At 43.7% G+C, this 26,536-nt stretch carries 32 protein-coding genes; 19 read left to right on the forward strand and 13 right to left on the reverse strand.

What is annotated here, in order from left to right:
• Positions 1–7: 7 nt before the first annotated feature.
• Both WJM94_RS07480 and ppiC read right to left on the reverse strand, forming a co-directional pair.
• Positions 8–592, reverse strand: coding sequence for an NADPH-dependent FMN reductase (locus WJM94_RS07480; RefSeq protein WP_444493621.1), 585 nt, complete (start codon positions 590–592; stop codon positions 8–10).
• A gap of 312 nt (positions 593–904) precedes the next feature.
• Positions 905–1,246, reverse strand: coding sequence for a peptidylprolyl isomerase PpiC (gene ppiC, locus WJM94_RS07485; RefSeq protein ID WP_444493622.1), 342 nt, complete (start codon positions 1,244–1,246; stop codon positions 905–907).
• A 205-nt stretch (positions 1,247–1,451) separates the two neighbouring features.
• On the opposite strand from ppiC, the gene WJM94_RS07490 reads away from it, so the two are divergent.
• Entirely contained in the window at positions 1,452–2,366 is a 915-nt protein-coding gene (locus tag WJM94_RS07490; RefSeq protein WP_444493623.1) for a chemotaxis protein, read from the forward strand.
• A gap of 19 nt (positions 2,367–2,385) precedes the next feature.
• On the opposite strand, the gene WJM94_RS07495 is transcribed toward WJM94_RS07490, so the two are convergent.
• The 3 genes from WJM94_RS07495 to hutX all read right to left on the reverse strand — a co-directional run bounded on the left by WJM94_RS07495 (position 2,386) and on the right by hutX (position 4,164).
• Entirely contained in the window at positions 2,386–2,922 is a 537-nt protein-coding gene (locus tag WJM94_RS07495) for an ATP:cob(I)alamin adenosyltransferase (RefSeq protein ID WP_444493624.1), read from the reverse strand.
• Positions 2,923–3,011: 89 nt separating this feature from the next.
• Positions 3,012–3,542: a heme utilization protein HutZ gene (gene hutZ / locus WJM94_RS07500; RefSeq protein WP_444493625.1), complete on the reverse strand. Its 531-nt coding sequence runs from the start codon at positions 3,540–3,542 to the stop codon at positions 3,012–3,014.
• Between the two features lie 118 nt (positions 3,543–3,660).
• On the reverse strand, positions 3,661–4,164 hold the full coding sequence (hutX, locus tag WJM94_RS07505) for a heme utilization cystosolic carrier protein HutX (RefSeq protein WP_444493626.1): 504 nt from the start codon (positions 4,162–4,164) through the stop codon (positions 3,661–3,663).
• 256 nt (positions 4,165–4,420) lie between these two features.
• Here hutX and WJM94_RS07510 point away from each other — a divergent pair, with 256 nt between their 5' ends.
• The 6 genes from WJM94_RS07510 to WJM94_RS07535 are packed head-to-tail and all read left to right on the forward strand — an operon-like array spanning position 4,421 to position 9,004.
• A complete protein-coding gene (locus tag WJM94_RS07510) occupies positions 4,421–5,173 on the forward strand; it encodes a TonB family protein (RefSeq protein WP_444493627.1) in 753 nt (250 codons plus the stop codon).
• On the forward strand, positions 5,173–5,871 hold the full coding sequence (locus WJM94_RS07515; protein WP_444493628.1) for a MotA/TolQ/ExbB proton channel family protein: 699 nt from the start codon (positions 5,173–5,175) through the stop codon (positions 5,869–5,871). Before WJM94_RS07510 ends, WJM94_RS07515 begins: the two co-directional genes overlap by 1 nt.
• Positions 5,868–6,281, forward strand: a complete 414-nt coding sequence (locus WJM94_RS07520) for an ExbD/TolR family protein (protein ID WP_444493629.1) — start codon at positions 5,868–5,870, stop codon at positions 6,279–6,281. The genes WJM94_RS07515 and WJM94_RS07520 overlap by 4 nt, the downstream gene beginning before the upstream one ends.
• 27 nt (positions 6,282–6,308) lie before the next feature.
• On the forward strand, positions 6,309–7,175 hold the full coding sequence (locus tag WJM94_RS07525) for a heme/hemin ABC transporter substrate-binding protein (protein WP_444493630.1): 867 nt from the start codon (positions 6,309–6,311) through the stop codon (positions 7,173–7,175).
• A 9-nt stretch (positions 7,176–7,184) separates the two neighbouring features.
• Positions 7,185–8,222 carry a FecCD family ABC transporter permease gene (locus tag WJM94_RS07530; RefSeq protein WP_444493631.1) on the forward strand — a complete coding sequence of 346 codons (1,038 nt, stop codon included), beginning with the start codon at positions 7,185–7,187 and terminating at the stop codon, positions 8,220–8,222.
• Positions 8,222–9,004: a heme ABC transporter ATP-binding protein gene (locus tag WJM94_RS07535; protein ID WP_444493632.1), complete on the forward strand. Its 783-nt coding sequence runs from the start codon at positions 8,222–8,224 to the stop codon at positions 9,002–9,004. Before WJM94_RS07530 ends, WJM94_RS07535 begins: the two co-directional genes overlap by 1 nt.
• A gap of 90 nt (positions 9,005–9,094) precedes the next feature.
• Here WJM94_RS07535 and WJM94_RS07540 read toward each other — a convergent pair whose 3' ends face one another.
• Positions 9,095–9,556, reverse strand: a complete 462-nt coding sequence (locus WJM94_RS07540) for a TetR/AcrR family transcriptional regulator (RefSeq protein WP_444493633.1) — start codon at positions 9,554–9,556, stop codon at positions 9,095–9,097.
• Positions 9,557–10,079: 523 nt separating this feature from the next.
• On the opposite strand from WJM94_RS07540, the gene WJM94_RS07545 reads away from it, so the two are divergent.
• Positions 10,080–10,379 carry a YfcZ/YiiS family protein gene (locus WJM94_RS07545; RefSeq protein ID WP_444493634.1) on the forward strand — a complete coding sequence of 100 codons (300 nt, stop codon included), beginning with the start codon at positions 10,080–10,082 and terminating at the stop codon, positions 10,377–10,379.
• A 31-nt stretch (positions 10,380–10,410) separates the two neighbouring features.
• Here WJM94_RS07545 and WJM94_RS07550 read toward each other — a convergent pair whose 3' ends face one another.
• Positions 10,411–10,680, reverse strand: a complete 270-nt coding sequence (locus tag WJM94_RS07550; RefSeq protein ID WP_444493635.1) for a YnjH family protein — start codon at positions 10,678–10,680, stop codon at positions 10,411–10,413.
• Between the two features lie 211 nt (positions 10,681–10,891).
• On the opposite strand from WJM94_RS07550, the gene WJM94_RS07555 reads away from it, so the two are divergent.
• Positions 10,892–11,491, forward strand: coding sequence for a hypothetical protein (locus WJM94_RS07555; RefSeq protein WP_444493909.1), 600 nt, complete (start codon positions 10,892–10,894; stop codon positions 11,489–11,491).
• A 91-nt stretch (positions 11,492–11,582) separates the two neighbouring features.
• On the opposite strand, the gene WJM94_RS07560 is transcribed toward WJM94_RS07555, so the two are convergent.
• A complete protein-coding gene (locus WJM94_RS07560; RefSeq protein ID WP_444493636.1) occupies positions 11,583–12,689 on the reverse strand; it encodes a 1-acyl-sn-glycerol-3-phosphate acyltransferase in 1,107 nt (368 codons plus the stop codon).
• Positions 12,690–12,881: 192 nt separating this feature from the next.
• Between WJM94_RS07560 and WJM94_RS07565 the strand changes: the two genes are divergently transcribed.
• Complete coding sequence (locus WJM94_RS07565) at positions 12,882–13,490, forward strand: AraC family transcriptional regulator (RefSeq protein ID WP_444493637.1); 609 nt, start codon at positions 12,882–12,884, stop codon at positions 13,488–13,490.
• Between the two features lie 52 nt (positions 13,491–13,542).
• Here WJM94_RS07565 and WJM94_RS07570 read toward each other — a convergent pair whose 3' ends face one another.
• Positions 13,543–14,025, reverse strand: coding sequence for a hypothetical protein (locus WJM94_RS07570; protein ID WP_444493638.1), 483 nt, complete (start codon positions 14,023–14,025; stop codon positions 13,543–13,545).
• A gap of 14 nt (positions 14,026–14,039) precedes the next feature.
• Positions 14,040–14,573, reverse strand: a complete 534-nt coding sequence (locus tag WJM94_RS07575; protein WP_444493639.1) for a nicotinate-nicotinamide nucleotide adenylyltransferase — start codon at positions 14,571–14,573, stop codon at positions 14,040–14,042.
• A gap of 217 nt (positions 14,574–14,790) precedes the next feature.
• Here WJM94_RS07575 and nadE point away from each other — a divergent pair, with 217 nt between their 5' ends.
• Positions 14,791–15,621: an ammonia-dependent NAD(+) synthetase gene (gene nadE, locus WJM94_RS07580; protein WP_444493640.1), complete on the forward strand. Its 831-nt coding sequence runs from the start codon at positions 14,791–14,793 to the stop codon at positions 15,619–15,621.
• 108 nt (positions 15,622–15,729) lie between these two features.
• Here the strand turns inward: nadE and WJM94_RS07585 are convergent, their stop codons facing one another.
• Positions 15,730–17,547 (reverse strand): MOSC N-terminal beta barrel domain-containing protein, encoded by a 1,818-nt coding sequence (locus tag WJM94_RS07585; protein WP_444493641.1) that lies wholly within the window; start codon positions 17,545–17,547, stop codon positions 15,730–15,732.
• A 199-nt stretch (positions 17,548–17,746) separates the two neighbouring features.
• Between WJM94_RS07585 and WJM94_RS07590 the strand changes: the two genes are divergently transcribed.
• Together WJM94_RS07590 and pyrC are read left to right on the forward strand one after the other, a co-directional pair.
• Positions 17,747–17,911, forward strand: coding sequence for a YqaE/Pmp3 family membrane protein (locus WJM94_RS07590; protein ID WP_444493642.1), 165 nt, complete (start codon positions 17,747–17,749; stop codon positions 17,909–17,911).
• Between the two features lie 157 nt (positions 17,912–18,068).
• The gene (gene pyrC, locus WJM94_RS07595) at positions 18,069–19,097 is read left to right on the forward strand and encodes a dihydroorotase (RefSeq protein WP_444493643.1); all 1,029 of its coding nucleotides are present in this window, start codon (positions 18,069–18,071) and stop codon (positions 19,095–19,097) included.
• 89 nt (positions 19,098–19,186) lie between these two features.
• On the opposite strand, the gene WJM94_RS07600 is transcribed toward pyrC, so the two are convergent.
• Positions 19,187–20,092 carry a DUF808 domain-containing protein gene (locus tag WJM94_RS07600; RefSeq protein ID WP_444493644.1) on the reverse strand — a complete coding sequence of 302 codons (906 nt, stop codon included), beginning with the start codon at positions 20,090–20,092 and terminating at the stop codon, positions 19,187–19,189.
• Positions 20,093–20,277: 185 nt separating this feature from the next.
• Here WJM94_RS07600 and WJM94_RS07605 point away from each other — a divergent pair, with 185 nt between their 5' ends.
• Positions 20,278–21,204: a M14 family metallopeptidase gene (locus tag WJM94_RS07605; RefSeq protein WP_444493645.1), complete on the forward strand. Its 927-nt coding sequence runs from the start codon at positions 20,278–20,280 to the stop codon at positions 21,202–21,204.
• Here the strand turns inward: WJM94_RS07605 and WJM94_RS07610 are convergent.
• Positions 21,199–21,987 (reverse strand): AraC family transcriptional regulator, encoded by a 789-nt coding sequence (locus tag WJM94_RS07610; RefSeq protein ID WP_444493646.1) that lies wholly within the window; start codon positions 21,985–21,987, stop codon positions 21,199–21,201. The genes WJM94_RS07605 and WJM94_RS07610 overlap by 6 nt on opposite strands.
• A 98-nt stretch (positions 21,988–22,085) precedes the next feature.
• Here WJM94_RS07610 and WJM94_RS07615 point away from each other — a divergent pair, with 98 nt between their 5' ends.
• The 5 genes from WJM94_RS07615 to WJM94_RS07635 all read left to right on the forward strand — a co-directional run bounded on the left by WJM94_RS07615 (position 22,086) and on the right by WJM94_RS07635 (position 26,518).
• On the forward strand, positions 22,086–22,991 hold the full coding sequence (locus tag WJM94_RS07615) for a DMT family transporter (protein ID WP_444493647.1): 906 nt from the start codon (positions 22,086–22,088) through the stop codon (positions 22,989–22,991).
• A gap of 361 nt (positions 22,992–23,352) precedes the next feature.
• Positions 23,353–24,261 carry a hypothetical protein gene (locus WJM94_RS07620; RefSeq protein WP_444493648.1) on the forward strand — a complete coding sequence of 303 codons (909 nt, stop codon included), beginning with the start codon at positions 23,353–23,355 and terminating at the stop codon, positions 24,259–24,261.
• A gap of 200 nt (positions 24,262–24,461) precedes the next feature.
• Positions 24,462–25,064 (forward strand): HD domain-containing protein, encoded by a 603-nt coding sequence (locus WJM94_RS07625; RefSeq protein WP_444493649.1) that lies wholly within the window; start codon positions 24,462–24,464, stop codon positions 25,062–25,064.
• Between the two features lie 12 nt (positions 25,065–25,076).
• On the forward strand, positions 25,077–25,826 hold the full coding sequence (locus WJM94_RS07630) for a class II aldolase/adducin family protein (RefSeq protein ID WP_444493650.1): 750 nt from the start codon (positions 25,077–25,079) through the stop codon (positions 25,824–25,826).
• A 269-nt stretch (positions 25,827–26,095) separates the two neighbouring features.
• Entirely contained in the window at positions 26,096–26,518 is a 423-nt protein-coding gene (locus tag WJM94_RS07635) for an Hsp20/alpha crystallin family protein (RefSeq protein WP_444493651.1), read from the forward strand.
• The last annotated feature ends 18 nt before the right edge of the window (positions 26,519–26,536 follow it).

A 26,536-nucleotide genomic window follows, 5' to 3' on the forward strand; every position in this document is an offset into this window, starting at 1 on the left:
AATGTACTTATTCTGCTTTTGGTGGGGTACGTGGCAGTACAGTGAGCACTCGCACAATAAAAGCGTGTAACTCAGTCATGTAGTTGCTTAAGAACTGGGCAGTACCCTCGTCGGTGACTAAGCCATCTTCAGTTATGAGTCCCGGTTTAAACTGTACATACGCCTCAACGGTATTCATCAGTGGGGAGTTACAGAAACATAACACGCCACGTAGGCTTTGCTGCGCCAAAGCGGTTCCGATAGAACCCGGTGACGTTCCGATCACGCCTGACGGTTTAGCGGTAAACGAGTTCTGTCCCCACGGACGACTCGCCCAGTCGATGGCATTTTTCAGCCCGCCCGGTATTGAACGGTTATACTCCGGAGTCACAAAGAGTATGCCATCCATTTCGGCTATCGCCTGCTTAAATGCGCGTGCAACTGGAGGGAAATCTTCATCATAATCAGGGCTGTATAGAGGCAAATCTTTTATGGGAATTTCAATCAACTCAAGCTCAGGCGGTGCAAGGCGAGACAACGCTTTTGCGAGTAATCGGTTGATTGAGTTGGAAGATAAGCTACCGACGAAGTAGCCAACTTTATAAGTTGCCATACAATCTATCTCCTTCTCTGTTTTTTGGTACTCAAATTCTAATTGAGTCTTTCAGTAACAACTCAATGGCTAGTATTTTGAACCTCATAAAGTGTAGTTCAAACGTATGTAGAGCCAGTCGAAATAGTGACCTTTTATTAAAGAGATTGGGGGAGAGAGACAGAGGATTGTTGAAGCTTAAACAGAGTGGTTCAACAAGAGATTAAGTAAGTCCGCTAGCCCTAGTAGATAATTTAGATCATGTTTTGAGGCCGTGAATATATGATTAAGGCACTAAAGTCGTTGCTTATAGTGCCTTAAACAGAATCGTTTCTACGTTCGGTAAAGAACTTTTACCACATGCCAGCCAAATTTCGTCTTAACTAAGTGCGGGGTCAGAACTTCACCTGAAAAACAAACTTTGTCGAACTGTGGCACCATCTGACCACGACGAAACTCGCCAAGGTCACCGCCACGTTTGCCAGACGGACAAGTAGAGTATTTCTTTGCCAGTGTCTGAAACTTAGCCCCTTTTTTAAGTTGCTCGATGATATCTTCTGCTTGCTCTTTATGTTTCACAAGAATGTGTAATGCGGCTGCTGTATTTGCCATTTGTCTATCTCTCACTATTCTGGTGGCGCAAGTGTACCGAATACGTCCTAGGACGCCAAACATTTCTCTCGACACGCTTATGGCAGGAGAACCTGTTTACACTGTACCCTTACGAAAATAGTGCAAGGTTTAAGCAACCATAAGCATCCTAACTCCCTAAAAATAAATAGATTGTCTAAAAAGTTCACTTTTAAGTCTAAGTCAGTTGAAGCCATCGGTTTATACGATTAGATTAGACGCAAACAAGTGATATTCATAAGGTTATTTCATGGCAAAAGTCGTTAGTAAAGCGAATCAATCTCAGGGCATGTTGGTATTTAAACTCACCCTGCAACAACACTTCGCGATAGGTACACTGAAAGTCCGTGAAATAGTTCCTTATATGCCAACAACCAAGATCCCTTACTCGCATCATCATGTCATTGGCACCGTTACAATTCGTGATTTAACCGTACCAGTTATTGATATGTCCGCCGCCGTGGGATTCCGTCCAATTAGCAAAGAAGAGTATCAGAACTGTTATCTGATCGTGACGGACTGCTTACGAACCGTTGTTGCCTTTATGGTGCGCAGTATTGAAAAGATCATTGACTGCGACTGGAAAACCATAGAATCACCACCAGTGAGCGCTGGTAAAAACATTTTCGTAACTGGCATTTTCCGCTATGAAGATAAGATGGTTCAAATGCTGGATGTAGAATTGCTGCTATCAAAGATCTACCCGCAGTATGAGAACTCAAAAATTCCAATGCTTACCGATCTGGAGCGTGAGCGTCTCAAAGCGTTGAGCATTTTGTTGGTCGATGACTCATCGATTGCTCGTAAACAGCTTAGCGATGCGTTAGATAGCATTAACATTCCTTACCAAATTTGTAAAAATGGCTCTGACGCATTGCAATTGATGAAAAAGGAAGCGGAAGAACATCGCCCTGTTGATCTATTGGTGAGTGATATTGAAATGCCCGGTCTAGACGGTTATGAATTGGCATTTGAAGTACAAAACGATTCCGCGCTAAACCAATCTTACCGAATTCTGCACACTTCTCTTTCAAGTGAAATCTGTCTCGACCGAGCACACCAAGTCGGTGCTCATGAAGCTCTTGAAAAGTTCAATGCTGGCGAGTTAATTGAAGCCATGCTGCGTGGTGCAAAAGAGCTTGAAGCAAAAGCGATGGCTTCATAATAATCATTAAGCCTGAAGATTACTGATTACCGGGCATCTTATAGCTGCGTGAGACAAATTCTGTCTCTTTAACGTCATTAATATGATTGATGTAAGATGCCAAGCTATAGAGCGTATTAGCCAACAAGTTAGCATAGCGAAAGAGTATTGAATCTGGCTGCTTTTTGCCTGAGTGCTCGACAAGGACCAGAGCTCGTACTGTTTTCTTAGCCAGACAACGACATAAATGCAGTTGACTCGATACCGGGCCACCAGGCAGAACGAAACCTTTAAAGCCTCCATCAATCCGAGCTTTTATAGCTTCATAATCCGCTTTCAGTTCCTCCACCTCTGACTCAGAGATCGCTAACTTACCTCGAACCGAGCCATTTAAGTGATAAACGTTAGGCTGCATTCGGGTAAGAATATCGCGGCTGAACTCATCCAACTCCAGAGCTAATACCAAGCCTATTCGACTACAGAGCTCGTCGGCGGTGATCTCGAAATCACATACAGGGCTATCTTCGTAGATAAAGGGGTAACAAATCTCGCTCAGTTCCTTGCTTACTGGCTTCATGCTGTTTTTCCAATATGAAAAAAGGGAGCCAGTATAACTGAACTCCCAGATTTATTAATAAATTAGCGTAGAACGTTATAAACGTATCTTTAAGCGCTTTCGATTTTTTTGTGACCTTCCTGAAGGTGAACAAAATCAACAAGATCATCCCCAGAAACTTGGTATGCCTGTCCAAACCCTTTGACGAAAAGACCTTGTTCCGCTTTTAGATTAAACAGGACAAAATCTTCTAGTTGGCTCAAGCCGTCAATGATCTCACCGAAACGATCTTTCATCTGAGTAACAACTTGTTCCCATAGCTGTGTGTCGCGTTCAACAACCGTCGCAACCGCATCAAATGTCAGACGCTTACGCGCGAATAGCTGTTTAGACGTATCTTCATCTTCAATCATCATCAGCGACACATTTGGGTTTTCTAAAAGATTACGCGCGTGACGCGCTATCTGTGAGATAAGGACAAAGTAACCTTCCTGGTTTTGTACAAAAGGAGCGTAACTCACATTAGGTCTGCCTGCACCATCGACCGTCGCAAGCTGCAGTGTTCGACGCCCCTGACGAAACTCTTTGATTTCTGGTTCCAGACGACCTTGAAGACGTTCTTGTTTAACCTGTTGATCCATTTTTTATTCCTGACTTCTTTATATTCTTATCCCGACTTAAAATCGGTTATGTTTCGCTAAACCACCACTTTTAAGGGAGTTCACCTTAAAGATGGAGACTTACAAAGGTGTATTCACATTACTTGTTAAGCTCAGCTTGCATTGCTCGAAAAGCGGCAACTTGCTCTTCGATAAGCTCACGCTGCTTATTACGACCCAAGTACACCTTGAAGATATTGCTGCCGCATTCTGAGAAGAAACCAAAATAGTGGCTTTCCCGTCCCATAAATGGCTTGCTGACTAACGCGACATGCTTGATGTTCTCAAGCTTCAAGTGTCCATGCAGCTCACCCTCTCTACCCATTAGGTTGTAATAGCCTCGAGCAACTTTTCCTTTCGGAAATGGCGCTTTTACCTCAAAGATAGAACCGAACGAATGAACAATAGTCGTTACAGGGCCAAAACCAGCCAGGTATTCCAGAATGGTTTGAGCGTGTTCACCCGGTGCAATCGCCACCATGTTCTGTGGAAGAGCAGCGACCACTTCAAACTCTGATACACCCAACTTTTCCGCTATTGCTAACGGTAGTAGTTGAGGTTCTTGTTCTATCAGAGATTCAACCTGTTTCTTAATGGATTCCATTATTTTACCTTTTTAATTATTGGATACTTTTTGCATTGTGTCCTTCATATCCGAGGTCGATGTCTGATTCGTCAACTTATAAATATCGACAATCATTTAATCTCACTTCCCACCTACAAAACAACGAATAGACGTTATCCAAAAAACTGCAAGGATGATAATTCCACATCAAATGATAATGCAATTGATAATTGATCTTATTTGTAACATGGTTAATAATCTGCTCACATTTTCACAATCATGCTGAGATTTACCCGTGGACCTACAAAGATATGTAATAGCAGGAGGCGCTTCACTCGTCATTCATGCCGTACTTCTTTTTGTCTCTCAAGAGACGAAAGTGTTCGCGATGCCAGCAGGAAATAAAGCAAGTTCAGTAACTCTGAACCTCGTGGCAGCACCAAAGTTACTTTCAGCAGAGCCCGCCGCCAAAGAGATAGTTCAACAGTCAGAGCCAGAAATTAAAAAGCAGTTCGAGTCGAAACCAGTGCCTGAACCAGTAAAAAAGGCGGTTGAAAAACCAATCGTTAAAAAGGATGCGCTCAAGAAAAAACCCACTGAAAGCAAGCCGGAACCGATCAAAAAAACTAACGCGACTCAGCAACCAGAGGCGGTTGTAAATAAAGAACCCAAACCGACCAAAGAAAAAGAGAAATTAACCAAGAAAGAGGATTCTCAACCCAAATCATCACCGACAGAACAATCAAAAGGCGTGAGTTCTCAGCCAGTGTTGCTAGAAAAGCCGACATTTGTCTCACAGCCAATCCAACCACGCTACCCCCGCTCAGCTCGAACACGAGGAATCGAAGGCGTGGCAGTTTATGAAATTTGGTTAGATGAAAATGGCAATCAGCTAAAACAAGTACTTATAGAATCTTCTGGTGCTGACATGCTTGATAACTCAGCACTTAGTGCCATCAAACAATGGCAATTTTCACCACATATTTCTGGCGGTCTAAAAGTCGCCCACCGAGTACAAATCCCAGTTCGTTTTAAGTTGGATGGATAATGGAACAGTTACAACAATTACAATCTCAATTTGGTCTTATGACATGGCCTTTGATCACTTGCTCTACCCTGACAGTAATGATCATCGCCGAAAGACTATTCCAGATATTTATTAGCTTTGGGGTCGGTAAAGCAGCAATTCGACAACAATTAACTGGCCTTGAACCAACCAATCGCAAAGAGATCAAAGCTCTTGCAGAAAAACTCTCTGACAAGCGTCCGCTTTTATACCGTGGTGTCTCTATGCTGTTGGCACACCACTCTTTTTCTAAATCTCTGCGTGAAGACGCCGCGAATATTTGGCTGCAAGAAAAGCGTCATCAACTACATTCAGGGCTTCGTCTACTTACGCTCATTGGCGTGATCAGCCCATTGATTGGCTTGCTGGGCACCGTTTTAGGTCTCATCGATATGTTCAACAGCATTGCTATATCCACAGGAAACATTACCCCGAATGATCTGGCAGATGGACTTGGTTTAGCCATGCGTACTACTGCTGCAGGTTTGATTATTGCACTTCCGGCCATTTCAGGTGCTCAGCTTATAGGCTTATGGGCGGACAGAGTCATCGCAAAACTCGAACATACACTGAACTACGTTAACTTGTGGCTGGAAGGCATTTCTCTGCAACATGTCTCTGCGGACAACGCCAAAGTAACCTCTATAGCATCGCGCTCAATTGAGGTGAGCACGCCATGATAAAAGCTAATCAAGACAGTCGTCATCACGGCCTTACCCCAGACCTAACGCCATTGTTAGACATCATTTTTATCGTAATGGTGTTTCTCATGCTGACCACAGCAGTCAAGCTTGATTCGCTGGATGTCAATTTACCAAGCTCTGATTCACAAGCCGTGTCGAATATCGACCAACAGTCCATCACGGTCAATATCCTCAAGGAAGCGCCGTATTGGGCTATCAACAGCCAAACCTATATTGATTGGAATAACTTTACGCTCGCATTACTCGAAGAGAGCAAATCAACCGACAAACCTATCGTAATTGGTGCTGAAAAGACTGCGGACATTCAGTCACTCGTTCAGCTTCTCGGCTTTTTACAGGAAAACGGAATTCACGCGACCCAGCTCATTACTGAAGAGTCGCGATAACAAAAACATAAGATAGAGATTATTTTAATGAAGAAAACTTTGTCACCAACTCGAACTGTACTTACTGCTGCTGTAACGCTATTAGCAAGTTCGAACCTCTTTGCCAATGAAGCCCCTTCAAAACACATTGTTAGCGCAGGAAGTGCCGTTACTGAGTTATTGATAGCATTAGATGCAAAAGAGAGTCTGGTTGCCGTTGATGTAACCAGCGATTTACCTCACGGTATGACTCTTCCAACCGTTGGTTACCACCGCCAACTTTCGGCAGAAGGATTACTCTCACTAAACCCGACCACACTGATCGGTTCAGATGAAATGGGGCCAGAGACAACGTTAAATCAGTTAAAATCAGCAGGAATTGAGGTAGAAGTCGTCAATACGGAACCCACCATCGAAGGCCTCTATCAACGTATCGAAGAAGTAGCCGGCATCATGAAACGCAAATCACAAGCTGCTGCTCTTAAAAAAGAAGTCTCAGAACAAATGGCGTTATTAGAAAGTAATCAGCCAGCAAATAAAGACAAAAAGAAGGTGTTGTTTCTGCTGATTCTTGAAGGTCGCCCAGCCAACGTGGCGGGGTTAGATACAACTCCTGATGCCATCATCAAGCTGGCAGGTGGGAAAAACCCAGTGGCAGAAAAGCTTTCCTCTTACAAACCGTTATCAACAGAAGCGATAGTTGAAATGCAACCTGACGTCATTTTGGTAAGTGGCCGAAGTTACGAAAACATGGGTGGCGCTGACGCTATCTTAAAAGCGATGCCACTACTCGCAGCAACACCGGCAGGTATGAACAAAAACATAATAACGATTGACGGGCACGCCTTAGTGGGCGGATTGGGTCTAAAAAGCCTTTCTGAAGCAAAACGCCTAAATAGACTGCTTTACCCATAGAGAAATTCCATGCTGTTAAGACGTATTCCCCTATCAACTACCCTACTCGGACTGTCTGGTTTTTTAGCAATTATAGCAATGACCTCCATTACCGTCGGTCCGATGAACATCAGCTTCGCAGAAAGTCTGCGGGGCTTGACGGGGCACCATTCAGAACTAGCTCCCCACATCCAAGTCGTCATCAATGAAATTCGTCTACCGAGAACCATCTTGTGCATGTTCATTGGTGCTATTTTGGCGATTTGTGGCGTCGTCATGCAGGGGTTATTTCGAAATCCACTGGCAGAGCCTGGAATCATTGGTGTCTCAGCTGGTGCCGCTTTAGGTGGCGCATTTGCTATTGTAGTTTTTGCTGATTTTAGTCAGAACAATCCGCAGTTAATGAATTTGGCTGCTCTGCCGTTATTTGCTTTTCTTGGCGGTGCTTTGACCACCATCCTCGTATATAAGCTTGGTACTGGTAAATTCGGTACGTCGGTCACCATTATGCTGCTTGCTGGTGTTGCGATTAGTGCAATCTCAGGGGCTGCAATTGGTTATATGAATTTCATCGCCGATGATCAAATGCTACGTGATTTGACACTATGGTCGATGGGATCGCTAGCTGGTGCAAACTGGTCTGGTATTGGACTAGCGGCCATTACTCTGGCGGTACTCATCTTTTTCTTTCATAAAAAGGCGATGGCGTTAAACGCACTATTGCTGGGTGAATCTGAAGCAAGACACCTTGGTATTCCAGTTCAGAAGTTAAAACGACAGTTGATTTTGCTCTCTGCAGTGGGCGTTGGTGTGACTGTGAGTATCTGCGGCGCAATAGGTTTTATTGGCCTTGTGATTCCTCATCTTGGTCGGATGCTTTCAGGACCGGATCACCGTAATTTGTTGCCTATTTCTGCATTGCTCGGCGCATTACTTCTGACTAGCGCAGACATGTTAGCCCGAAGGCTGGCAGCTCCAGCGGAGTTACCAGTGGGAATAGTAACGGCTTTACTGGGCGCACCGTTCTTTATTTATCTTTTGTTTCAACAAAAAGGGAAGATACTGTAATGAAGCAGGTTGTCTTGTCAGGCCGACATATTTCGATGAAGTACGGCAATCGCATTGTGCTTGATGACATCAGTATCGACATTCGAGCAGGTGAGGTCACCGCATTATTAGGACCAAACGGCGCAGGTAAAAGTACACTACTGAAGCTACTTTGCGGCGAAATACCTTCGACTAACGACATCACGTACTTCGAGACCAGCAAAGAACAGTGGCAACCGGAGCAACGCGCCAAGCATCTGGCTATGCTGCCTCAACACAGTACGTTAACTTTTCCGTTTCTTGCCCGTGAAGTAGTGGAACTTGGTGCGATTCCGCTTTCGTTATCTAACAAAGAAACCTGTGAGTTAGCGCTACATTACATGGAACAGACCGATGTGCTGCATCTGGCAGACAGGTTATACCCAGCACTATCCGGAGGTGAGAAACAGCGTTTGCACCTTGCTCGAGTGTTGACCCAATTACACCAGTCCGGCGACAAGAAAATTTTGATGTTGGACGAACCTACTTCAGCATTAGATCTTGCCCACCAGCATAATACGCTGAGAATAGCCCGCGAGGCAGCTAAAGCGAATAATGCAGCGGTTGTGATCGTATTACATGATCTGAACTTAGCCGCCCAATACGCCGACCGACTGGTTATCCTGCACAACGGAACATTGGTTTGTGATGCCAGCCCTTGGGATGCGCTTACAACAGAACGTATAGAGCAAGTGTATGGATATCGCTCTATCGTTACCAAACACCCGAGTTTAGACTTTCCTCAAGTGCATTCTGCGGCTTAACAAGAAGCACTTGCAGCAAGTATCACTTTGTTCTGTTACGAAAAACAAAGTCCCCGCTCGTATAGCGGGGCTTTTCTGTATTTCTATCAGTTACTTGCTCATTTGAATCAGCGAGCGACCAATTAACCATTCGAGCTCTTTATCACCACCAGCACCGAATTGGCTATCTACCATCTTATACAGACGATCAATACCATTAGCTGCAAACTCATGAGCATTTTCGGTCGTCACAATATGATGGAAAAGAAGTTTTAAAATGGCTAAGAATTCAGTGTCTTCTAGCGCTTTCATCCAACTTTCAGAAAAGGCATCTAAACCTTTATCGAATTTCAGATGGTCGACAAACATTTTGAAGATACGTGCATCAAGTGCTGCAGTAAAATCCGTTTTTTTAGGGAAGTGATGACTGATACCCGTACGTGATACACCAGTCTGCTGGCTCAACGTAGTGTATGACATTTTGTCATAACCAAGTCTAAGCAGCTGATCAACCACGGCATCCATAATCTTTTGGATAGTAATTTCGGTATCTTCTTTACTACGCTTTGGCATATTTTAAGCTCTTCTCTTTTAAATCCATCTAACTCACAACCGAACGAGGCGAGAATGAAATCTTCCTCAATCTTACATGTAGCACTTCCCAACCTAAGCCCAGATCGCCAATTAGAGCGGAAAGATGCTTCGCAATAACCCACTTATCATAGCCGTTTTGCCAAAACATACCATTTTTCAGAGGACGAAAAGTGAATAGCATCAGCACGTTGCACCAAACCGTCTATCAAAGCTTGCGGGAAGTTAAGAATGATAATCATGTAGAATTATTCATGTCACAAATACTCTTATAAATCGTTCTCTAGTTCAACTGACCAAACACAAATCGCATTCTTAATTAGGGTAATTACTCTTAAATATTGATACATATCACATTAAGTGCATGTCTGGTTGGGGTTCCCTCCTCATAATTCAATAAGAAACAATCTATCGCTAAGTGCTTTTTTATGCAAAATCATTCATTTCAGTAGATAGAGATCAAATACCTGCTAAAATACCCTTAGTTTTTACAAGAGGATTCGTTATGAGTGTCGAATTAGAAGGAAACCAAGTCTGTGAAGCGTGTGGCTGTGCGGGCGAAATTGGCTTTGTCATCAGAGAAGGCGACGAAGTTGCTGACGTAACGATTTTCGCAGATTCTAAAGCTGCATTAGAATCTGAATTAGCGGCATACATTGAGTTGGCTAAATCAGTTTGCGCTAACGTTGAATATAATGTCACTGAAATCACCGAAGAGTCTAAAGAAGTTTCGGCTCGATTCCAGTTTGAAGTAAGTGCAGAAAAACTTATCTTTGAATTAAAAACTCGCACATTAGCGCGTTAATTCAATAAAAAGCGAGCATTCAGCTCGCTTTTTATTTTTTATTTAAAACCACCCACTTGAGTGAGCCGTTCATTTCAAAATCATTTTCAGCAGCGCATTCAATCAATACATCATCGACCTTAATGACCGCACCTACTGTATACGCCTTATCCTCGTAGTAGCAAAGTCGTTGCCCTAGTTTTCCATCCGCCACTACTAAAGCTTTGCTTTCTGCCGTGCTATATGACTTCGAGAAAACTTGTCCTGACAATAACGCCATAGTGGCACAAACAGTAATAGTAGAAACGCTTTTTAGCTTCATGAATATCTCCCCCCTATGCATTAGTGATACTAACAGGGACGCTTTTCAAATTCTTGGCAGAGTCTCATATTCTCGCTATGTCATTAAGTTACTGAAACACTTGCTGTAACCTGTTTTTTGAAGCGACTCATCGCCTAACGAGCTAAGGTCTAGCCCGCTTTGACTCTTTGAGATATGCTTTTCGCAGGTTCTCTTGGGTAAATTAATGGCTATGCGTATTATTTCTCTGCTTTTTTCGTTAGTAGTATTAAGCACACCTTCCATCGCATATGAACTGGATTACTATTCCAAACTCGGCCATATGGATAACTATGGCAACCTTGACCTTCGTAACAAGCCCTACTCCCAGTTACCATCTGGTTTAACAATTAAGGGAAACTTGAACATCTCCCAAACTCCAATCACTAAGTTGCCCAATGGGCTTGATGTCGGTGGTAGTTTAGAAGCGATGAACAGCGCACTAAAGGTTGTCGCACCCGGAACCAAGATAAAAGGCTACGCAAACCTACTAGGCAGCCAAATCGAAAGTTGGCCGAAAGGTGTAAAACTCGGTGGCTATTTAAACCTTACCGACACTCCGCTAAAAGCACTACCAGCCAAACTGCGCGTTAGTGGTGACTTAAGCGTTATCCGTACTCCATTAGTCGCACTTCCTGAAGGATTGGTAGTGGATGGAAATCTTTATGTTGGCGGGTCTGCGCTCAAGGAGTTTCCCGATACCATGACCGTAAAAGGAAATATCTTCTTAGGAGGAAATCAGATCACTAAATGGCCAAGCAATTTGACCTTAGGTGGGGCTGTCGCACCTTAAAAAGAGATAAAAACCTCGGGACAGAGCCCGAGGCGTTTTGAATCAGTGATACCTATCGATTAGCGAAATGGCTTAATAGCCAAAATACGTATTACTCTTGGTTGTTAACCGGGTTCGCATAACTCGCTACAAGGAATGGACGCGCACCTTCAGGCAGTTGCTCTAACTTATCAGCCAAGTGGCGTTTCACTTCGTCAGAAATACCTTCATCTTCACGACCTGCCGCCAATAAGTTTATCGGGTAGAGTCTATAGTTATTGTGAATTTGACGATCGATTTCCCCAGCCAGAGATTCTGGCGTTTCAAACTCTTCTTCAATCACATCACCGAAAGCAACGTGGATTCGTCCTTTGTAGCCAACGATACCTTGAATGATGCTTTCTATGTCTTCAAATTCACCTTTCTCATAACGACCGCTTTCCGCTTTCGCAAATAACTCTTTGGCTTTCGCAATATCGCAAGGATCGTTCTCGTAAGAGATAGAAACGGGCACAATCTTCAATGAACGAGTGTACTCGCCAAAGCTGATTTTTTGCTTACGGCCTTCTACATGAAACATTTTCAGAATCGCAGGATCGGTAAAGTCATTACCGTCTTTTGCTCGGCCTTCCTTCTGTGCAATCCAAATAGAGTTGCCGGTATCTAGCGAGTGTTTGATGTAGCTGGACAGTTGTCCCAGCGCTTTCATCATTTCACGCGGTGCTTTCGCTGAACGCTTAACGATAAAGCTCTTGTTTAAGCGCATAAGTTCTGTCGTACATGACTTCTTAAGCAAATTGTCACCAATGGCAATGCGCACGGTGCGGTGGTCACTTTCGTGCAAACCATAGTTAACCAATGCAGGGTCCATTGCGATATCGCGGTGATTAGATACGAACAAGTAAGAGGTGTTCTCATCCAGCTTATCCAAGCCAGAGAAAGTGACGCCATCCGTTGTCTTTTTCAGCATATCTTCAAGATATTTCTTCACTTCACCCTGAATCGCTTCTACAGAGTTAAGTTTGGTCCATTTCGCTTTCAGGTAGATGCGAACGATTGGGCTCATTAACGTTTTGAACCACCCGGCTTTGTTCGCAAAACGGTGGTCAAGAATCGCAGTGATAAATTCATCATCTTGGATAAGACGATCCAGCGCGGCTGGAATTTCTTCGTCATTATAAGGACGAATTTCAATATAAGGGTCTGTATTGGCAGTCATTGTTCATTACATATCTAAAAAAGCTGGCACATTTTACGCATAGTTTTGCTGCATCGCAGCATTTCAACCCATACTTTTAACATGGTCATACCAGTTAAGCTATATTTTGCTTAGCTAAAAATTTCTTTCAACCGGTTGGAATCCTATAGGTTTAGCGTTACGCTTAGCGCCCCAAAAATATTGGTAATAATAATGAACTACGCAATTGAATTTCACGACGCTAATTACCCTTTTCTTAATGTTGCTGCGCGCAAAAAAGCGCTGAAACACAGCCTACTATCTGTGGTTGAAGGGTTAGCGATCATTAAATTGGGTAAGCAGGAGTATGCCATTGAACCGGGTCAATATTTTTGGATTCCTCAGGGATGTTTGAGCTCCCTCACCTTTTTACCGAATACTCGCGTGCATCGTTGTGATTTTTCTGTTCGTTTGAGTGACAACTTTTCTCATCAAGCAGGATTTGTCAAACCCTCAGCTCTTCTGAATGCCTTGATGTACAAGTTGCCATCAGCAGAAACACGTTCGGATATTCAACTGGATTTACTAGCTGTCGTTAAGCACGAAGTACTAACAGTACGTCCTACACTCTCCAGCTCAGCATTAAGCAAGGCGATCAATCTGTGGAAGCCAGAATGCGAAGTAAGTATTTCAAGAGAGCTGTGTTTAGTGTTGACGCTTCGTGAAGCGAGAAAAATGAAGCTGTCTGGGAAAAAGGATACGGATATTGTCGAGGAGCTTTTCGCGGGAAATAGCGAAGAATATGAACAACTCTGTTTCTTAGTCTTTGGCGACGCTTTATAAAGATAAGTAGACGAAAAAAGCGTATATCATCAGAGGTGCGCTTTTTTTAATTTCAGAATGGCACTTCAATTTGCATCATCCAGTCGGCATCGTAATATTCATGCCAACGATAATCCAGACGCATCCTTGGTTGACCATCACCTTTGTCTCCAAAGCCAATACTAAACATCAATCCATGGTTACGTATCCACTCTTCAGTGGTCATCTCACTTTCTTCTTTTACGAGCTCGTCTGGCATCCAGATGCCCAATCCGAAGTAGTTCTTTTCTAGATTTTGAGTGAGGATCGGCGTGTCATGCGGCTTGAATGCCCACTCTTCCCAATAATTTTCCGTAGGTCCATCCAATACGACTTCGGAAATATGCCAATTCAAAGTATCGGTACTCAGCACACCAAAGCTGTCAAACATCTCTTCACAAACAGGCATGGTGTTATCAGCAAATACGACAGAACGATCAGAAAAATAGTTACATGCTTCACTGGCTTGCGATAACACAAGCAGCGCGCATGCACTAAATACAGCGACTCTGACCATGAAATGTTAACCTCTCAGTTACCAGATAAAGTTTCTCGATATAAGCCTTCGTTGAGCAATAATTCACTGACTGTCTTTGTTGTAAAAGCGCTGATGTCTTTCCCTTCCAACAACGCATTACGAATGTCTGTACTTCTAATTTTTATTTTTTCAGGACACGCCATAACGGCCCAGCGCTCGGTAATTTCTTGCGCTCTATAAAATTTAGCAAATTTGAAGAAATTGTCAGGACCAATGACAAAAGTTATATCGTCTGTCGGATGAATTTCTTGAATTTTGTCTAATAACGCATAAGTCGTCACATTTTGTCCTGGTTGGTATAAAGCTTGCTCAACGTCCGAGCGTTGAACATTAGAAAGCCCGATATCTTTGATAAATGCATCCACCAACTTGCACCGGGTTGGGTAATCCAACATTTCCTTGCCCCATGCATGTGCAATGCTGGGTTCAAGTAGCACAAGATCGAAGTGGCTCAGAGACTCGATAACACTTTTGTGACCTAAGCTGGGTGGATTAAATGCGCTACCAAAAATGGCGATTTTTTTCATATCCGGTGATTACCTGGTTGAAGAGAGTTTTCTAATCTGATGATTTAGGTATGATACTACTAATCTTTAAAGCTTTTTGACACTAAAGCGTTGTTTGTGAACCTCAACTGGATAGATTGTCACCGTTTGTGTGCGTTCTACTGACCTTTCGTTGAGATATGAGTTAATAACCAACTCTTTTTTGTGTCTGACATACTTGCAGGAAAAGGAACCCTAAATGGAACAATCCATCCGTGATGAAATGCGTGTACTACCTTCTATTGACCCGCATTTCGAAATTGAACGCCGTGTTGCTTTTATAAAGCGTAAGCTACAAGAAGCAGGTTGTAAGTCACTCGTGCTAGGCATCAGTGGTGGTGTTGACTCAACCACGTGTGGTCGCCTTGCCCAGCTTGCGGTGGAGCAACTAAATGACCAGCACGGTAGTAATGACTACCAATTCATTGCTGTTCGCCTGCCTTACGGTGAGCAAAAAGATGAGGATGAAGCACAACTTGCCCTCTCTTTTATTAAGCCGACGCATTCAGTGTCTGTGAACATTAAACAAGGTGTAGACGGAATGCACGCGGCTTCTAGCTTTGCACTGGAAGGCACTGGTCTTCTTCCGGCAGATGCAGCAAAACTAGATTTCATTAAAGGCAACGTAAAGGCGCGAGCTCGAATGGTCGCACAATACGAAATCGCAGGTTACGTGGGTGGCTTGGTGCTAGGTACGGATCACTCTGCAGAAAACATCACCGGTTTCTACACTAAGTTTGGTGATGGTGCATGTGACCTTGCGCCTCTGTTCGGCTTGAGCAAACGCCAAGTACGCGAAGTAGCGGCAACGTTGGGTGCACCAGAGTTGCTGGTGAAAAAGACACCAACAGCAGACTTGGAAGAGCTTGCTCCGCAAAAAGCCGACGAAGATGCGCTGAACTTGACTTACGAACAAATAGATGACTTCCTTGAAGGCAAATCTGTTTCACAACAAGTCAGTGACCGCCTGGTTGGTATCTACAAAGCAACCCAGCATAAGCGTCAGCCAATCCCTACGATTTACGACTAATTAACAAGGCCCTAGGATCTAGTATCCTAGGGCCTTGAAGTGACTCGCTTTCAATCCATAGATCCTTTTAGCGATAAACATCAGCAAAGGCAGCGGATTCCTATCTGGCTAGTCAGTCACTGTTACATCGGTTTCTGGGACTGCACAGCACGCTAATACTGTCCCCATGGCACGCTCTTCAGCACTTAATGTCGGCACGTCAGGATGGTGAACCTGCCCTGATTTCAATTGCACCTTACAAGCACCACACAAGCCAGCACGGCAACTATTGCTGATATCCTTTCCGGCATCTTCAAGTTGATCTAAAAGCGTCTTCTGATTATTACCCTTAATTTTTAAACCATTAAACTCGATTTCTACGCTTTTCTCTGGTTTTGCAGTGATAGGAGAGACGCCAAATGCTTCCTGATGGTAACTCTCCTCTGGAAGACCCTTTTTCAGTAATAAGTTCTTCGCTTTCTGCATAAAGCCATCAGGGCCGCAAACAAAAACCTGTCGCTGTTCTGCATCTTTAATCTGCTTGATGTGGGAAAGGCTTAGTCTGCCTTTCAATCCAAACCAATCTATCGCAGGCTGAGTCAGGCAGAATTTTACTTCAAGCCCTGGATGCTCTCGCTTCAGTTGTTCCAGTTCAGCTCGGCAAGGAATGTCTTTTTCTGTGCGGCACTGATGGTAGAACACAACATCATCTAATTGATTGTGATCGGCTAGATAACGCACCATCGACAGCATCGGTGTGACGCCACTTCCTGCTGAAAGTAATAACAGACGTTGTGTATGATGCGGTTTAAGATGAAACTCTCCATCTGGGTTTTCCGCTTCTAGTACGTCTCCAACCTGAAGATTATCCAGCAATGCGTTAGACACGCGTCCGCCAGAAATTCTTTTCACTGAAATCGCATAGCGTCCAAGGCGAGAAGGACTGGAAGAGAGCGTATAACGTCTGCCAATCTTTTTACCATCCACTTCAACGTCTATCGGCAAATGCTGACCCGGTAAATAATTAGGTAGCTGACCTTTGCTCGGCTCTAGCCAAAACGTCACGAAATCTTGCGCGATCTCTTCACGTTCAACACAAGTTAACGTCATTCGCGCTGGAGAGTTGTCCGGATAGAACTCAGGCTCTTTGTATTCAAGTACTTCGACTTTATCGCCTTGGCGAATAATGCCTTCATTACGCGCCACCAGATTCTGTCCGAAGAAGACACCGCCTCGCTCATTGGCACGGAACTGCTGTAACGTTTTCAGCGGCTCTTTACTCTCACGGAACGTACCTCTTTGCGTGTTAACGGTTGTAAGAATACAACGCTCACAAGGCTTAAGTGATTCAAATTCCACCTCACCGATACGAATGCGTTTCCAAGAGTCCTCTTCAAACGGCTTCGTGTCCGCCACAACCAGATTGGTACGAAACTGATCCATCGAGTGCTGCTCAGAGCTTCTCTTATTTAACTCATCAAGAGAAGCCTGACTTATTACCAGAACTGGATATCCATCAGCAAAACTCACATTGTGACCAAACTTATCCCGAACACGGTTCGATTGTTCACCACAGAAAAGCAGCTCCACTCTCAGCCCCAAAACACTCGTAAACCAGTCATCAGCTGCGTCTGTTGTGGTATACGCAGTGAACGTGTCATTCCAAACGGTTGCTGGCGTTTCCTGCATTTTGAAATCCTGATAACGGATCTTAAGCGGTTCCATACCCAAGGAGCTAAACACAACACCATCAGCGAGCAATGCTGATTTCACGGTAACCATTTGGGGAAATTTCCGTGCTGTAATCATAGAGCCATCAGCTTTGGCTATCATGAAACGGCGATCAAAGCTCAGGCCTTGCTTTTCTACCCAAGCAGACGACAGAGATACGCCTCCGACTGATTTAACCGGAAAGACATTTATTTGAGATAAGTTGGGTTGTGACATGACCTTCTTCCTGCGGTGCTTTTTATTTATTGCGCTATTGTAAGGAGAAGTCTTAACTAATGTAAGGCGTTGACTTAACTAAATCTAACCATTGCGTTTTTAACAACACGCTGACCAAACGCTGAGTGATTGAATGTGATACTAGACACATAATTTGCCATTCTTTTGACAGCAACGATAAATTGACTAGAGGCTTATCATGGATACAAGAAAACTCATTCTAATTTTACTGTGTATCTTTCTTCCACCTGTCGCGGTGTACATGGAAAGAGGTTTAAATAAAGACTTCTTCATCAACTTGATTCTGACCTTTTTCTTCTTCCTGCCGGGTACAATTCATGCTCTTTGGTTAACCATGAAATGATTCACTGAGCTTCCACAATCGTAGAAAAGTGAAAAATGGGATGAAATGTGGAGTCAATTCCTCTATCATCCTGTCGCCTAAGCGCAAGCGTTTGCTATCACGGTAAATGCAGTGCTTAGGCTCCAATCAGACAACTTTTTAATGGTGGGAGCAATTAATGACAACACTGACTATTACTCGTCCTGACGACTGGCACGTTCACTTACGCGATGGGGAAGTTCTGAAAGACACCGTTCGCGATATCAGCCGCTACAACGGCCGTGCGCTGATCATGCCAAACACCGTCCCACCTGTTACCAATACCGATATGGCTCTGGCCTACCGCGATAGAATCCTTAACGAACAACACGGTGAGCAATTTGAACCATTAATGTCGCTATACCTTACCGATAACACGACACCGGATGAAATTCGCACAGCAAAAGCGACAGGAAAAATCGTTGCAGCAAAACTTTACCCAGCAGGTGCAACAACTAACTCAGACTCTGGAGTAACCAATGCTAAGAACATCTACCACGTTCTTGAAGCAATGGAAGAAGTAGGTATGCTACTTTTGGTTCACGGTGAAGTAACGCATAACCATGTTGATATCTTTGACCGCGAAAAAGAGTTCTTGGATACTGTTCTGGCACCAATCGTCAATGATTTCCCAAATCTAAAAATCGTTCTGGAACACATCACCACCGCTGACGCTGCCAACTTTGTTAAAAATGCTTCTGATAACGTTGCCGCTACCATCACTGCTCATCACCTTCTTTTCAACCGTAACCACATGCTTGTCGGTGGCATTAAGCCACACTTCTACTGCTTGCCAATTCTTAAGCGCAATACCCATCAGCTAGCGCTGATTGAAGCAGCAACAAGTGGTAGTAAGAAATTCTTCCTGGGTACAGATTCAGCACCACACGCAAAAGGCGCTAAAGAGTCTGCTTGTGGTTGTGCAGGTTCATATACAGCACACGCAGCGCTTGAGCTATATGCTGAAGTATTCGACAAAGAAGGAAAACTGGAAAATCTGGAAGCATTTGCAAGCTTCAATGGTCCAGACTTTTACGGTATTGCTCGCAACGAAGATACAGTAACGCTAGAAAAAGCATCTTGGGATGTACCTGAATCAATGCCTTTTGGTAAAGACATCGTAGTACCTATCCGCGCTAACGAACAAATTGAGTGGAAAGTGAAATAAGCTCTTCGCTCAATCAATGTCTATAAACAAAAAAGCGTCATGACTTCGTTTATTCATAGAAAGTCATGACGCTTTTTTGTTGTTATTGATTATTTTCCGCGTACTTTTTCCACCAATGTCCAGGCACCAACAACAATCAGGCCTGCGACAAACCCGATAAGACCATTAAGCAAAATTGGCAGAACAGCGGTGGCGAATGAATGACCACCAAAATTCATGATAATCGGTTCTACGAAGTGATGAATAGCAGGGACATTGTGAACAATGATGCCACCACCAACTAAAAACATCGCTGCCGTACCCACTATCGTCAGCAATCTCATGAGCTTTGGAGCAAAGGTAACCAGTGCGCTACCCACTTTCGCCATGAAGCCTTCTCCCTTAGCACGAAGCTCAAGGTAAAGGCCCAAATCATCCAATTTAACAATACCTGCGACTAAACCATAAACGCCAATGGTCATCACAATCGCTATCAGGCTGACGACGATGACTTGTGTGACAAAACTGGCTTCCGACACCGTACCTAACGCAATCACAATAATCTCGGCGGATAGAATAAAATCAGTTCGAATCGCACCGTTCACCTTTCGCTTCTCAAACTCTTCAACCGACTCCCCTATATCCACCACTTCTTCTTTTTCTTCGTTTGAATGAGAGTGCGGGAAGAGCTTTTCTAACACTTTCTCCGTGCCTTCAAAACAGAGGAACAATCCCCCAAGTAAAAGCAATGGCATGATCAACCAAGGAATAATGGCACTTATGATCAGTGCAGAAGGCACTAAAATCAGCTTGTTTTTGAATGACCCCTTAGCCACAGCCCATACCACAGGGATTTCACGTTCAGAGGCAACGCCTTGCACCTGCTGGGCATTCAACGCTAAATCATCTCCCAGTACACCTGCCGTTTTTTTCGCTGCCACTTTTGACATCACCGCAATGTCATCCAATACCGTGGCAATATCATCCAACAGTGTAAGTAAACTTGCTCCAGCCATTCTTTATCTCTTTATATAAAATTAGTCGCCTAAATTCAGGTTAAAACAAATGTAGCACCATAAATCTGCTCAGCAAAGTGATGATCTGGCAAAGATTTTGGTAACGAACGATATTTTATATTGCCGTTGAGATAAGACACGTCTAGGCTTGTCTTACCTTTGAGTACACAAAAGAAAAAGTATAGATGAAAAGCGGATACACTTACCCGATTGGTACCCCGGGACAACCTTGGGGCGATGCAGAACGTAAAGCTTGGCTAGTACAGCGCGATGTAAAACGTAGCTACCAGAAAGAGGTCGTCAGCAAAATTGACGCGCTTCGAAACCGTTTCGATGTTGAGCAATACGGTGCACTCTCTTACGACGAAGAGCGTTTCCCACTATTTTGCATCAAAACCCGCAACTGGGATTCTGCAAAGCCAACGGTTCTGGTCACTGGTGGTGTGCACGGTTACGAAACCAGTGGTGTACATGGTGCACTAAAATTCGTGGACACAGAAGCTGAGCGCTACGCCGAGCACTTCAATATCGTCGTTGCACCCTGTGTTAGCCCATGGGGTTATGAAGTTATTAACCGCTGGAATCCAAATGCGATTGATCCGAACCGCTCTTTCTACGCAGACAGTCCAGCAGAAGAATCAGCCAACCTAATTAAACTGGTTGCTACGCTGGGTGAAGTGTTGATGCACATTGATCTTCACGAAACGACTGACTCAGATGAAACTGAATTCCGCCCAGCTCTTGCGGCTCGTGATGGTATTGAATACATCGAAGGTATGATCCCGGACGGCTTCTACACCGTCGGCGACACAGAGAACCCGCAACCAGAGTTCCAAAAAGCGGTGATTGAGTCAGTAGCGAAAGTGACGCACATTGCTCCTGCGGACGAGAAAGGCGAAATCATCGGTTCATCTGTTGTGCAATTTGGCGTGATCAACTATCCAATGGTGAAACTTGGACTATGTGGTGGCGTCACTAACTGCCAATATGGCACCACGACGGAAGTCTACCCAGACAGCCCGAAAGTCACTGACGAAGAGTGTAACGACGCTCAGGTCGCTGCGGTTGTCGGCGGTCTGGATTACGTTCTGTCGCGACTATCATCTCTATAACAAGCGATTCTTGTATTGCTCCGGTGTCATGCCGGAGTATTTTTTAAACATTGCAATAAAAGGACTGGCCTGATTGTAACCCAGTGTCAGTGCGACTTCTTTTACTGTTTGCCCTTTACGCAGTAGTTCCATAGAGTGCAGATACCGTACGCGCAAGCGCCATTCGGTAAAGCTCATCCCCAACTCACTCTGGCAATGACGCGCCAATGTTCTCTCTGTGGTATGCACTTTTGCGGCCCATTCAGCCAAACTGATCTCATCTGTCGGAGATTCCTCAACCGCTTTAAGAATTGGTTCCAAATATTTGTTGTCGGTCGTCGGTAAGAAATGATGCTCCACTTCTTGCTTTGCCAGTTGATCAAGCAGGACCTTCACCAATCTCTTGTCTTCATCGCTTTTCGCTACATTGATGTCACGCTGACGAAAGTCCTCAATAATGGCAGCAATAATCGGCGTAACCTTAATCAAGCTTGTTTTGGTTGGGAAGTGTTCCGTTAAGTCTGGGGAAATATTTAAAGAACAGTATTCGATCGGTTTGCGGTTATAACTGGTATGTCGAATACCTGCTGGCACCCAGATAGCCAAATGTGGTGGTGCTAAAAATCGGGTATCTTCTGCATCCATTTCCAAAATGCCGCCGCTGATCAATTGCACTTGTCCCCAGGGATGGCTATGAATTCGAGTTTCGGTATTTGACAGGAACGCTTCAAAATTCATAAACACATCTGATGGTGCCCTGTCGATTGATAATGATGGATGAAGGTTTCGAGAACTCTTTTTCAAAATTGTCTTCCTATCGCTCGCTATGTCTTTCTGGAGATACTTTTCATTATAAAGACCTGCCAGACTATCATCATCCGTTAGCGTGCGATAGGGTTCTCATGGTTTATTTACTTCCGTTTTTTACTGTCATGATTTGGGGCGGAAATGCTATCGTCAACAAAATGGCCTCTAGCACTATTGAACCAAGTGCCATGAGCTTCTATCGCTGGTTCGTAGCGATGCTGATCCTGACACCATTCTGTCTTCCTGCCGTGATTAAGCAACGACAATTAATTCGACCTTATCTGCCAAAACTGGCTTGTCTTGCTCTGCTTGGCATGGTTTTAAACCAATCTCTGGGTTACTACGCGGGGTTAACGACCTCTGTTTCCAATATGGCACTGATTACTTCGTTGGTACCTCTAATCAGCGTGTTTTTAAGCGTACCTTTGCTTGGTAAATCGATTTCTAAATTGAGTATTGTTGGCGGCTTGATTTCATTGTTCGGGTTGGCCTTTATGCTTGGTCAAGGAGATATCACCTACTTTTTTCATCAGGACATCACTCAAGGTGACAGCTTAATGCTACTCGCGGCATTAGTTTACGCTGCTTACTGTGTACTATTAAAACGATGGAAGATGCCATTCAACAGCCTCACACTGGTTTACATGCAAGGTTTCTTCTCTGTGGCGATGCTGGTGCCTTTATGGCTGACGAGTGAGCAACTTTTACCAAGCCAAGAAGCGCTACCATTAATTGCTTACGCCGGCATTGCTGCGTCGATTTTCGCGCCACTCATGTGGGTAAAAGCAATAGATCTCATCGGTGCCGATTCCAGCGCAATGTTTATGAACCTGTTGCCAGTCATTTCTGTATTATTGGCATCAACACTGCTGGGCGAACAGATCCACCTCTACCACATTATTGGTGGCATGTTTGTCGTGTCCGGCGTTATTCTTTCTCAAATAAGAGTACGTAAAAAGGGCCACAATCTACCCCAAAAGCTACCCTCAGCTACCGCTTAATGAAAAAACTTGATGACACTCCGGTTAAGTCACTGTGTTATCGATAATTTTTCAAAGATTTTAACGACTAAAACAAGTGATATGCATCACAATTAATAAAATAACCAAGACAAATATAACTGATTGTTATAAAAAGACTTTCACTCATAAAGCACGTATTTTAAACGTGAAAGTGCTAATGACTAGCAAGAAAGTCCTACATGCCGTTTTGTAGTCGTTAAACGTGATCTCTATTCTAAATTTTGGCGAATATGTACTTCGGTCAACAAGTTAAGTGGAACCGGTATTAGCAACACAGTGCCAAGGACGAAGAACAGTAACGGACACTCTTCGTATCAACTTATTTAGAATGGATTTAATCATGACTAAATTAAAAAAAATAATATTAATTAATATGTTACTTGGGATGACGTCGGTAGCCAATGCAGCAAATGACAAGCTACCCAACGGAAAACCGTTTGTAATTTTGAATAATCAAGTCATTGAAGTTGAGAATTCGATTCAAGCGTTAGAAGAAAAATATGATGAGATCATTGCAGACATATACAGTTCCATCAGTGAGTTAGATGGTAAGGTTGCTGCAATTAACCTAAAAATCAATGAATTGGAAGAGACTGATACTCAGCTGAAAGAGAAAATCGCGCAAATTGTTTCTGATTTAGAAAGCCAAGGCACTGATATAAGCACTCTTATTGAACAGTACCAAACACTGAATGCGCAACTTGAGGCTCTCAAAGCATCTGCCGTAACAAAATCAGAGCTAGATGCACTTGTGGCTGAAATTGAAACGGTCAGAGGTAGTATCGCAGGTGTGGACGAACAAGTCGCAAGTTTACTTTCTGATATAACAGATAATGCAGCTTTGATTGAGTTGCTCCAAAGAGAGATGGAAAACCTGAAAGTGGTTATGGAAAACGCCATTCCGCAAGGTGAGTGTCCACAAGGACAGTTCCTCAGGGCCATTAATGACGATGGAAGTATAGTATGCGTAAGCAGCAATGCTGGTACTAGTCCACAAATTACGACAAAAATTAGTTCCGAGTTTACTATAGACAAAAACGCCTTACGTTTTGAAACCTTAGAGTGTGAATCTGGCCAAGAGCCAATAAGTGGTGGATTTAGAATTGTAGCATCTGCAGCTTCATCCTATGACGATGTACATGCTGTCGAGTCTTTTCCTTGGGGTGAAAGTTGGCAAGTAACGGTAAAAGCCAATAATAGCTGGAAAGGTGGTTCGTTCTTCATCCATGTAACGTGCTTGGAGAATTAAACCCAATAAAAGTTAGTTAATCCTCTGCCCCCGAGATATCCCAATTAGACTGTCAGATTGAGCTCTCGGGGTCACTGTTTAATACTCTTCCCCCCCCCTCCCCTCAAATCGCAAATAGTTAACCAAATGTAATTCTATTAACATTTAAACAACAATGAGTGTGTTTTTATTATTCCTGAATCCACAAGTAGGACAAAAGAATGAAGAAACATGACGCAACGTTAGCGAGTTTCACTCATATGGAAGATGGAACCGCACAAGACTGGCAGATCATTGCTGAAAACTTTATTGGTTATGCAGCGGAGTTACCGGATCGAATTATCAAGCACCTAGAGCTGCTTGATGGAGATTTTGGTGGTTTCCCAATCGATCGACTCACGCACAGCTTACAATGTGCAACGCTAGCGCATCGAGATGGCAAAGACGACGAATATGTGGTTTGCGCTCTTTTGCATGATATTGGCGATACGCTAGGTTCTTACAACCATCCGGACATTGCAGCAACGATTCTTGAGCCATTTGTGAGCGATGAAAATCACTGGATGATCAAACATCACGGCATTTTCCAGGGGTATTATTTCTTCCATCATCTGAATATGGATCGAGATATGCACAAAACTTACATCGATCATCCCTGCTACGAGCGTACTGTCGAGTTTGTCAGCCAATATGATGCGCCAGCGTTCGATCCTCAATTAGATACTCTACCGTTAGAGTTCTTTGAGCCAATGATCCGCAAAGTGTTCACACAACCCGTTCGTTCTATCTACAAGCAAGCACAAGACAAACTCACCACTGAATAACAGAGAAGTATTATGAACTCATCCATTAGAAATCAAGTTTCAGAACAAGAGTGGCAATTGCGAGTTGAGTTGGCAGCCTGCTATAGATTAGTTGCTGAATTTGGCTGGGACGACTTAATTTTTACCCATATCAGTGTGAGAATTCCGGGAGCTGAAAATCACTTTCTTATCAACCCTTACGGAATGATGTTTGATGAAATCACCGCTTCTGATCTCATCAAAATCGACCAAAACGGTAACATACTGCAAGACACCCCGCATTCAGTCAATCACGCTGGATTTATCATTCACAGCTGCATACATGAGGTTCGTCACGACGTTGGCTGTATCATCCACACTCATACTCGAGCGGGTGTCGCAGTCAGTGCACAGAAAGAAGGTATTCTACCCATAAGTCAGCAATCGACCTATGTTCTCTCTTCTTTGGCTTATCATGATTATGAAGGTGTAGCCGTTAGAGAAGATGAACAACCGCGTTTACAACGAGATTTAGGAGATGCCAATTTCCTGATATTACGTAATCACGGCTTGTTAACTGTAGGCAAAACCGTGGCCGATGCCTTTTTGTCCATGTATGCCCTGGAAACCACCTGCCAAATTCAGTTAGCGGCGCAATCCGGAGGAAGTAAGCTCATTCATATAGAACCTAAGATTGTCAGCTCAATAACAGAGGCGGTAAAAACACAAGGCGTCGATGGTTCAATCGTATGGCCCGCGCTGCTGCGTAAACTCGACCGCATCGACCCGCGTTATAAAGACTAGGTTCGCAGATCAACGAAAGCGCCCAATCACAACCTTAGTGGGCGCTTAAATCTGTGTAAGCAGCGACTTTGTTGACGCACGAAAAGGAACACGCGAAATCAAACCACGACTTAGTCTGATATAAAGTCGTAGAGCCTATTTTTTAGTACCTAATAATCCCCCTACGGATATTTGATTTTTATCAAACAGACTCGTAATTTTTCCTGAAATTTTTCACACCCGAATTACACTTATAGTGATGTTAGGAAAGAGTGAATTAGGAGGTACTTATGAGCTTGGTTCCTCGTGATAGCTGGGCAGATTTCTCCCGGTTCTTTGACAATTCATTTCCTGCATTGCGGACACGATTCGAGGAAGGTACTTTTTCTCCACGAGTAGATATCGTCGAAAAAGACCAAGCCTTTGAAGTCACTGCCGATTTGCCGGGAGTGAAAAAAGAAGATATCAAACTTAGTTGTCAGCAAGGTGTGTTATCCATCGAAGCAAGTATCGAAACTAAAAAAGAGACAGAAAAAGAAGGTAAGGTAGTCCACAGTGAACGTTACAGTGGCAAAATGTCTCGAAGTTTTACGCTCGGTAACAACATCAATGTCGAAGAAATTAGCGCTGATTTTTCCGACGGTGTTTTGACTGTCGTGGTACCTAAATTAGCTGGCCGCAGCGAAGAAGAACATCACATTCCAATTCGCTAGCTAAGATGAAATAAAATG

The sequence above is a fragment of the Vibrio sp. YIC-376 genome, assembly GCF_052353105.1.
GTDB lineage: Bacteria > Pseudomonadota > Gammaproteobacteria > Enterobacterales > Vibrionaceae > Vibrio.

What these genes read in the sequence shown, in the direction of transcription:
- WJM94_RS07570 (WP_444493638.1), bottom strand. Translation starts at nt 14,025, where the DNA reads ATGGTCAGAGTCGCTGTATTTAGTGCATGCGCGCTGCTTGTGTTATCG.
- WJM94_RS07630 (WP_444493650.1), top strand. Translation starts at nt 25,077, where the DNA reads ATGAACTCATCCATTAGAAATCAAGTTTCAGAACAAGAGTGGCAATTG.
- WJM94_RS07520 (WP_444493629.1), top strand. Translation starts at nt 5,868, where the DNA reads ATGATAAAAGCTAATCAAGACAGTCGTCATCACGGCCTTACCCCAGAC.
- WJM94_RS07625 (WP_444493649.1), top strand. Translation starts at nt 24,462, where the DNA reads ATGAAGAAACATGACGCAACGTTAGCGAGTTTCACTCATATGGAAGAT.
- WJM94_RS07515 (WP_444493628.1), top strand. Translation starts at nt 5,173, where the DNA reads ATGGAACAGTTACAACAATTACAATCTCAATTTGGTCTTATGACATGG.
- WJM94_RS07540 (WP_444493633.1), bottom strand. Translation starts at nt 9,556, where the DNA reads ATGCCAAAGCGTAGTAAAGAAGATACCGAAATTACTATCCAAAAGATT.
- WJM94_RS07590 (WP_444493642.1), top strand. Translation starts at nt 17,747, where the DNA reads ATGGATACAAGAAAACTCATTCTAATTTTACTGTGTATCTTTCTTCCA.
- WJM94_RS07535 (WP_444493632.1), top strand. Translation starts at nt 8,222, where the DNA reads ATGAAGCAGGTTGTCTTGTCAGGCCGACATATTTCGATGAAGTACGGC.
- nadE (WP_444493640.1), top strand. Translation starts at nt 14,791, where the DNA reads ATGGAACAATCCATCCGTGATGAAATGCGTGTACTACCTTCTATTGAC.
- WJM94_RS07585 (WP_444493641.1), bottom strand. Translation starts at nt 17,547, where the DNA reads ATGTCACAACCCAACTTATCTCAAATAAATGTCTTTCCGGTTAAATCA.
- WJM94_RS07615 (WP_444493647.1), top strand. Translation starts at nt 22,086, where the DNA reads ATGGTTTATTTACTTCCGTTTTTTACTGTCATGATTTGGGGCGGAAAT.
- pyrC (WP_444493643.1), top strand. Translation starts at nt 18,069, where the DNA reads ATGACAACACTGACTATTACTCGTCCTGACGACTGGCACGTTCACTTA.
- WJM94_RS07545 (WP_444493634.1), top strand. Translation starts at nt 10,080, where the DNA reads ATGAGTGTCGAATTAGAAGGAAACCAAGTCTGTGAAGCGTGTGGCTGT.
- WJM94_RS07620 (WP_444493648.1), top strand. Translation starts at nt 23,353, where the DNA reads ATGACTAAATTAAAAAAAATAATATTAATTAATATGTTACTTGGGATG.
- hutX (WP_444493626.1), bottom strand. Translation starts at nt 4,164, where the DNA reads ATGGAATCCATTAAGAAACAGGTTGAATCTCTGATAGAACAAGAACCT.
- WJM94_RS07565 (WP_444493637.1), top strand. Translation starts at nt 12,882, where the DNA reads ATGAACTACGCAATTGAATTTCACGACGCTAATTACCCTTTTCTTAAT.
- WJM94_RS07550 (WP_444493635.1), bottom strand. Translation starts at nt 10,680, where the DNA reads ATGAAGCTAAAAAGCGTTTCTACTATTACTGTTTGTGCCACTATGGCG.
- WJM94_RS07575 (WP_444493639.1), bottom strand. Translation starts at nt 14,573, where the DNA reads ATGAAAAAAATCGCCATTTTTGGTAGCGCATTTAATCCACCCAGCTTA.
- WJM94_RS07555 (WP_444493909.1), top strand. Translation starts at nt 10,892, where the DNA reads ATGCGTATTATTTCTCTGCTTTTTTCGTTAGTAGTATTAAGCACACCT.
- WJM94_RS07525 (WP_444493630.1), top strand. Translation starts at nt 6,309, where the DNA reads ATGAAGAAAACTTTGTCACCAACTCGAACTGTACTTACTGCTGCTGTA.
- WJM94_RS07605 (WP_444493645.1), top strand. Translation starts at nt 20,278, where the DNA reads ATGAAAAGCGGATACACTTACCCGATTGGTACCCCGGGACAACCTTGG.
- WJM94_RS07600 (WP_444493644.1), bottom strand. Translation starts at nt 20,092, where the DNA reads ATGGCTGGAGCAAGTTTACTTACACTGTTGGATGATATTGCCACGGTA.
- WJM94_RS07480 (WP_444493621.1), bottom strand. Translation starts at nt 592, where the DNA reads ATGGCAACTTATAAAGTTGGCTACTTCGTCGGTAGCTTATCTTCCAAC.
- WJM94_RS07560 (WP_444493636.1), bottom strand. Translation starts at nt 12,689, where the DNA reads ATGACTGCCAATACAGACCCTTATATTGAAATTCGTCCTTATAATGAC.
- WJM94_RS07530 (WP_444493631.1), top strand. Translation starts at nt 7,185, where the DNA reads ATGCTGTTAAGACGTATTCCCCTATCAACTACCCTACTCGGACTGTCT.
- hutZ (WP_444493625.1), bottom strand. Translation starts at nt 3,542, where the DNA reads ATGGATCAACAGGTTAAACAAGAACGTCTTCAAGGTCGTCTGGAACCA.
- WJM94_RS07490 (WP_444493623.1), top strand. Translation starts at nt 1,452, where the DNA reads ATGGCAAAAGTCGTTAGTAAAGCGAATCAATCTCAGGGCATGTTGGTA.
- ppiC (WP_444493622.1), bottom strand. Translation starts at nt 1,246, where the DNA reads ATGTTTGGCGTCCTAGGACGTATTCGGTACACTTGCGCCACCAGAATA.
- WJM94_RS07635 (WP_444493651.1), top strand. Translation starts at nt 26,096, where the DNA reads ATGAGCTTGGTTCCTCGTGATAGCTGGGCAGATTTCTCCCGGTTCTTT.
- WJM94_RS07495 (WP_444493624.1), bottom strand. Translation starts at nt 2,922, where the DNA reads ATGAAGCCAGTAAGCAAGGAACTGAGCGAGATTTGTTACCCCTTTATC.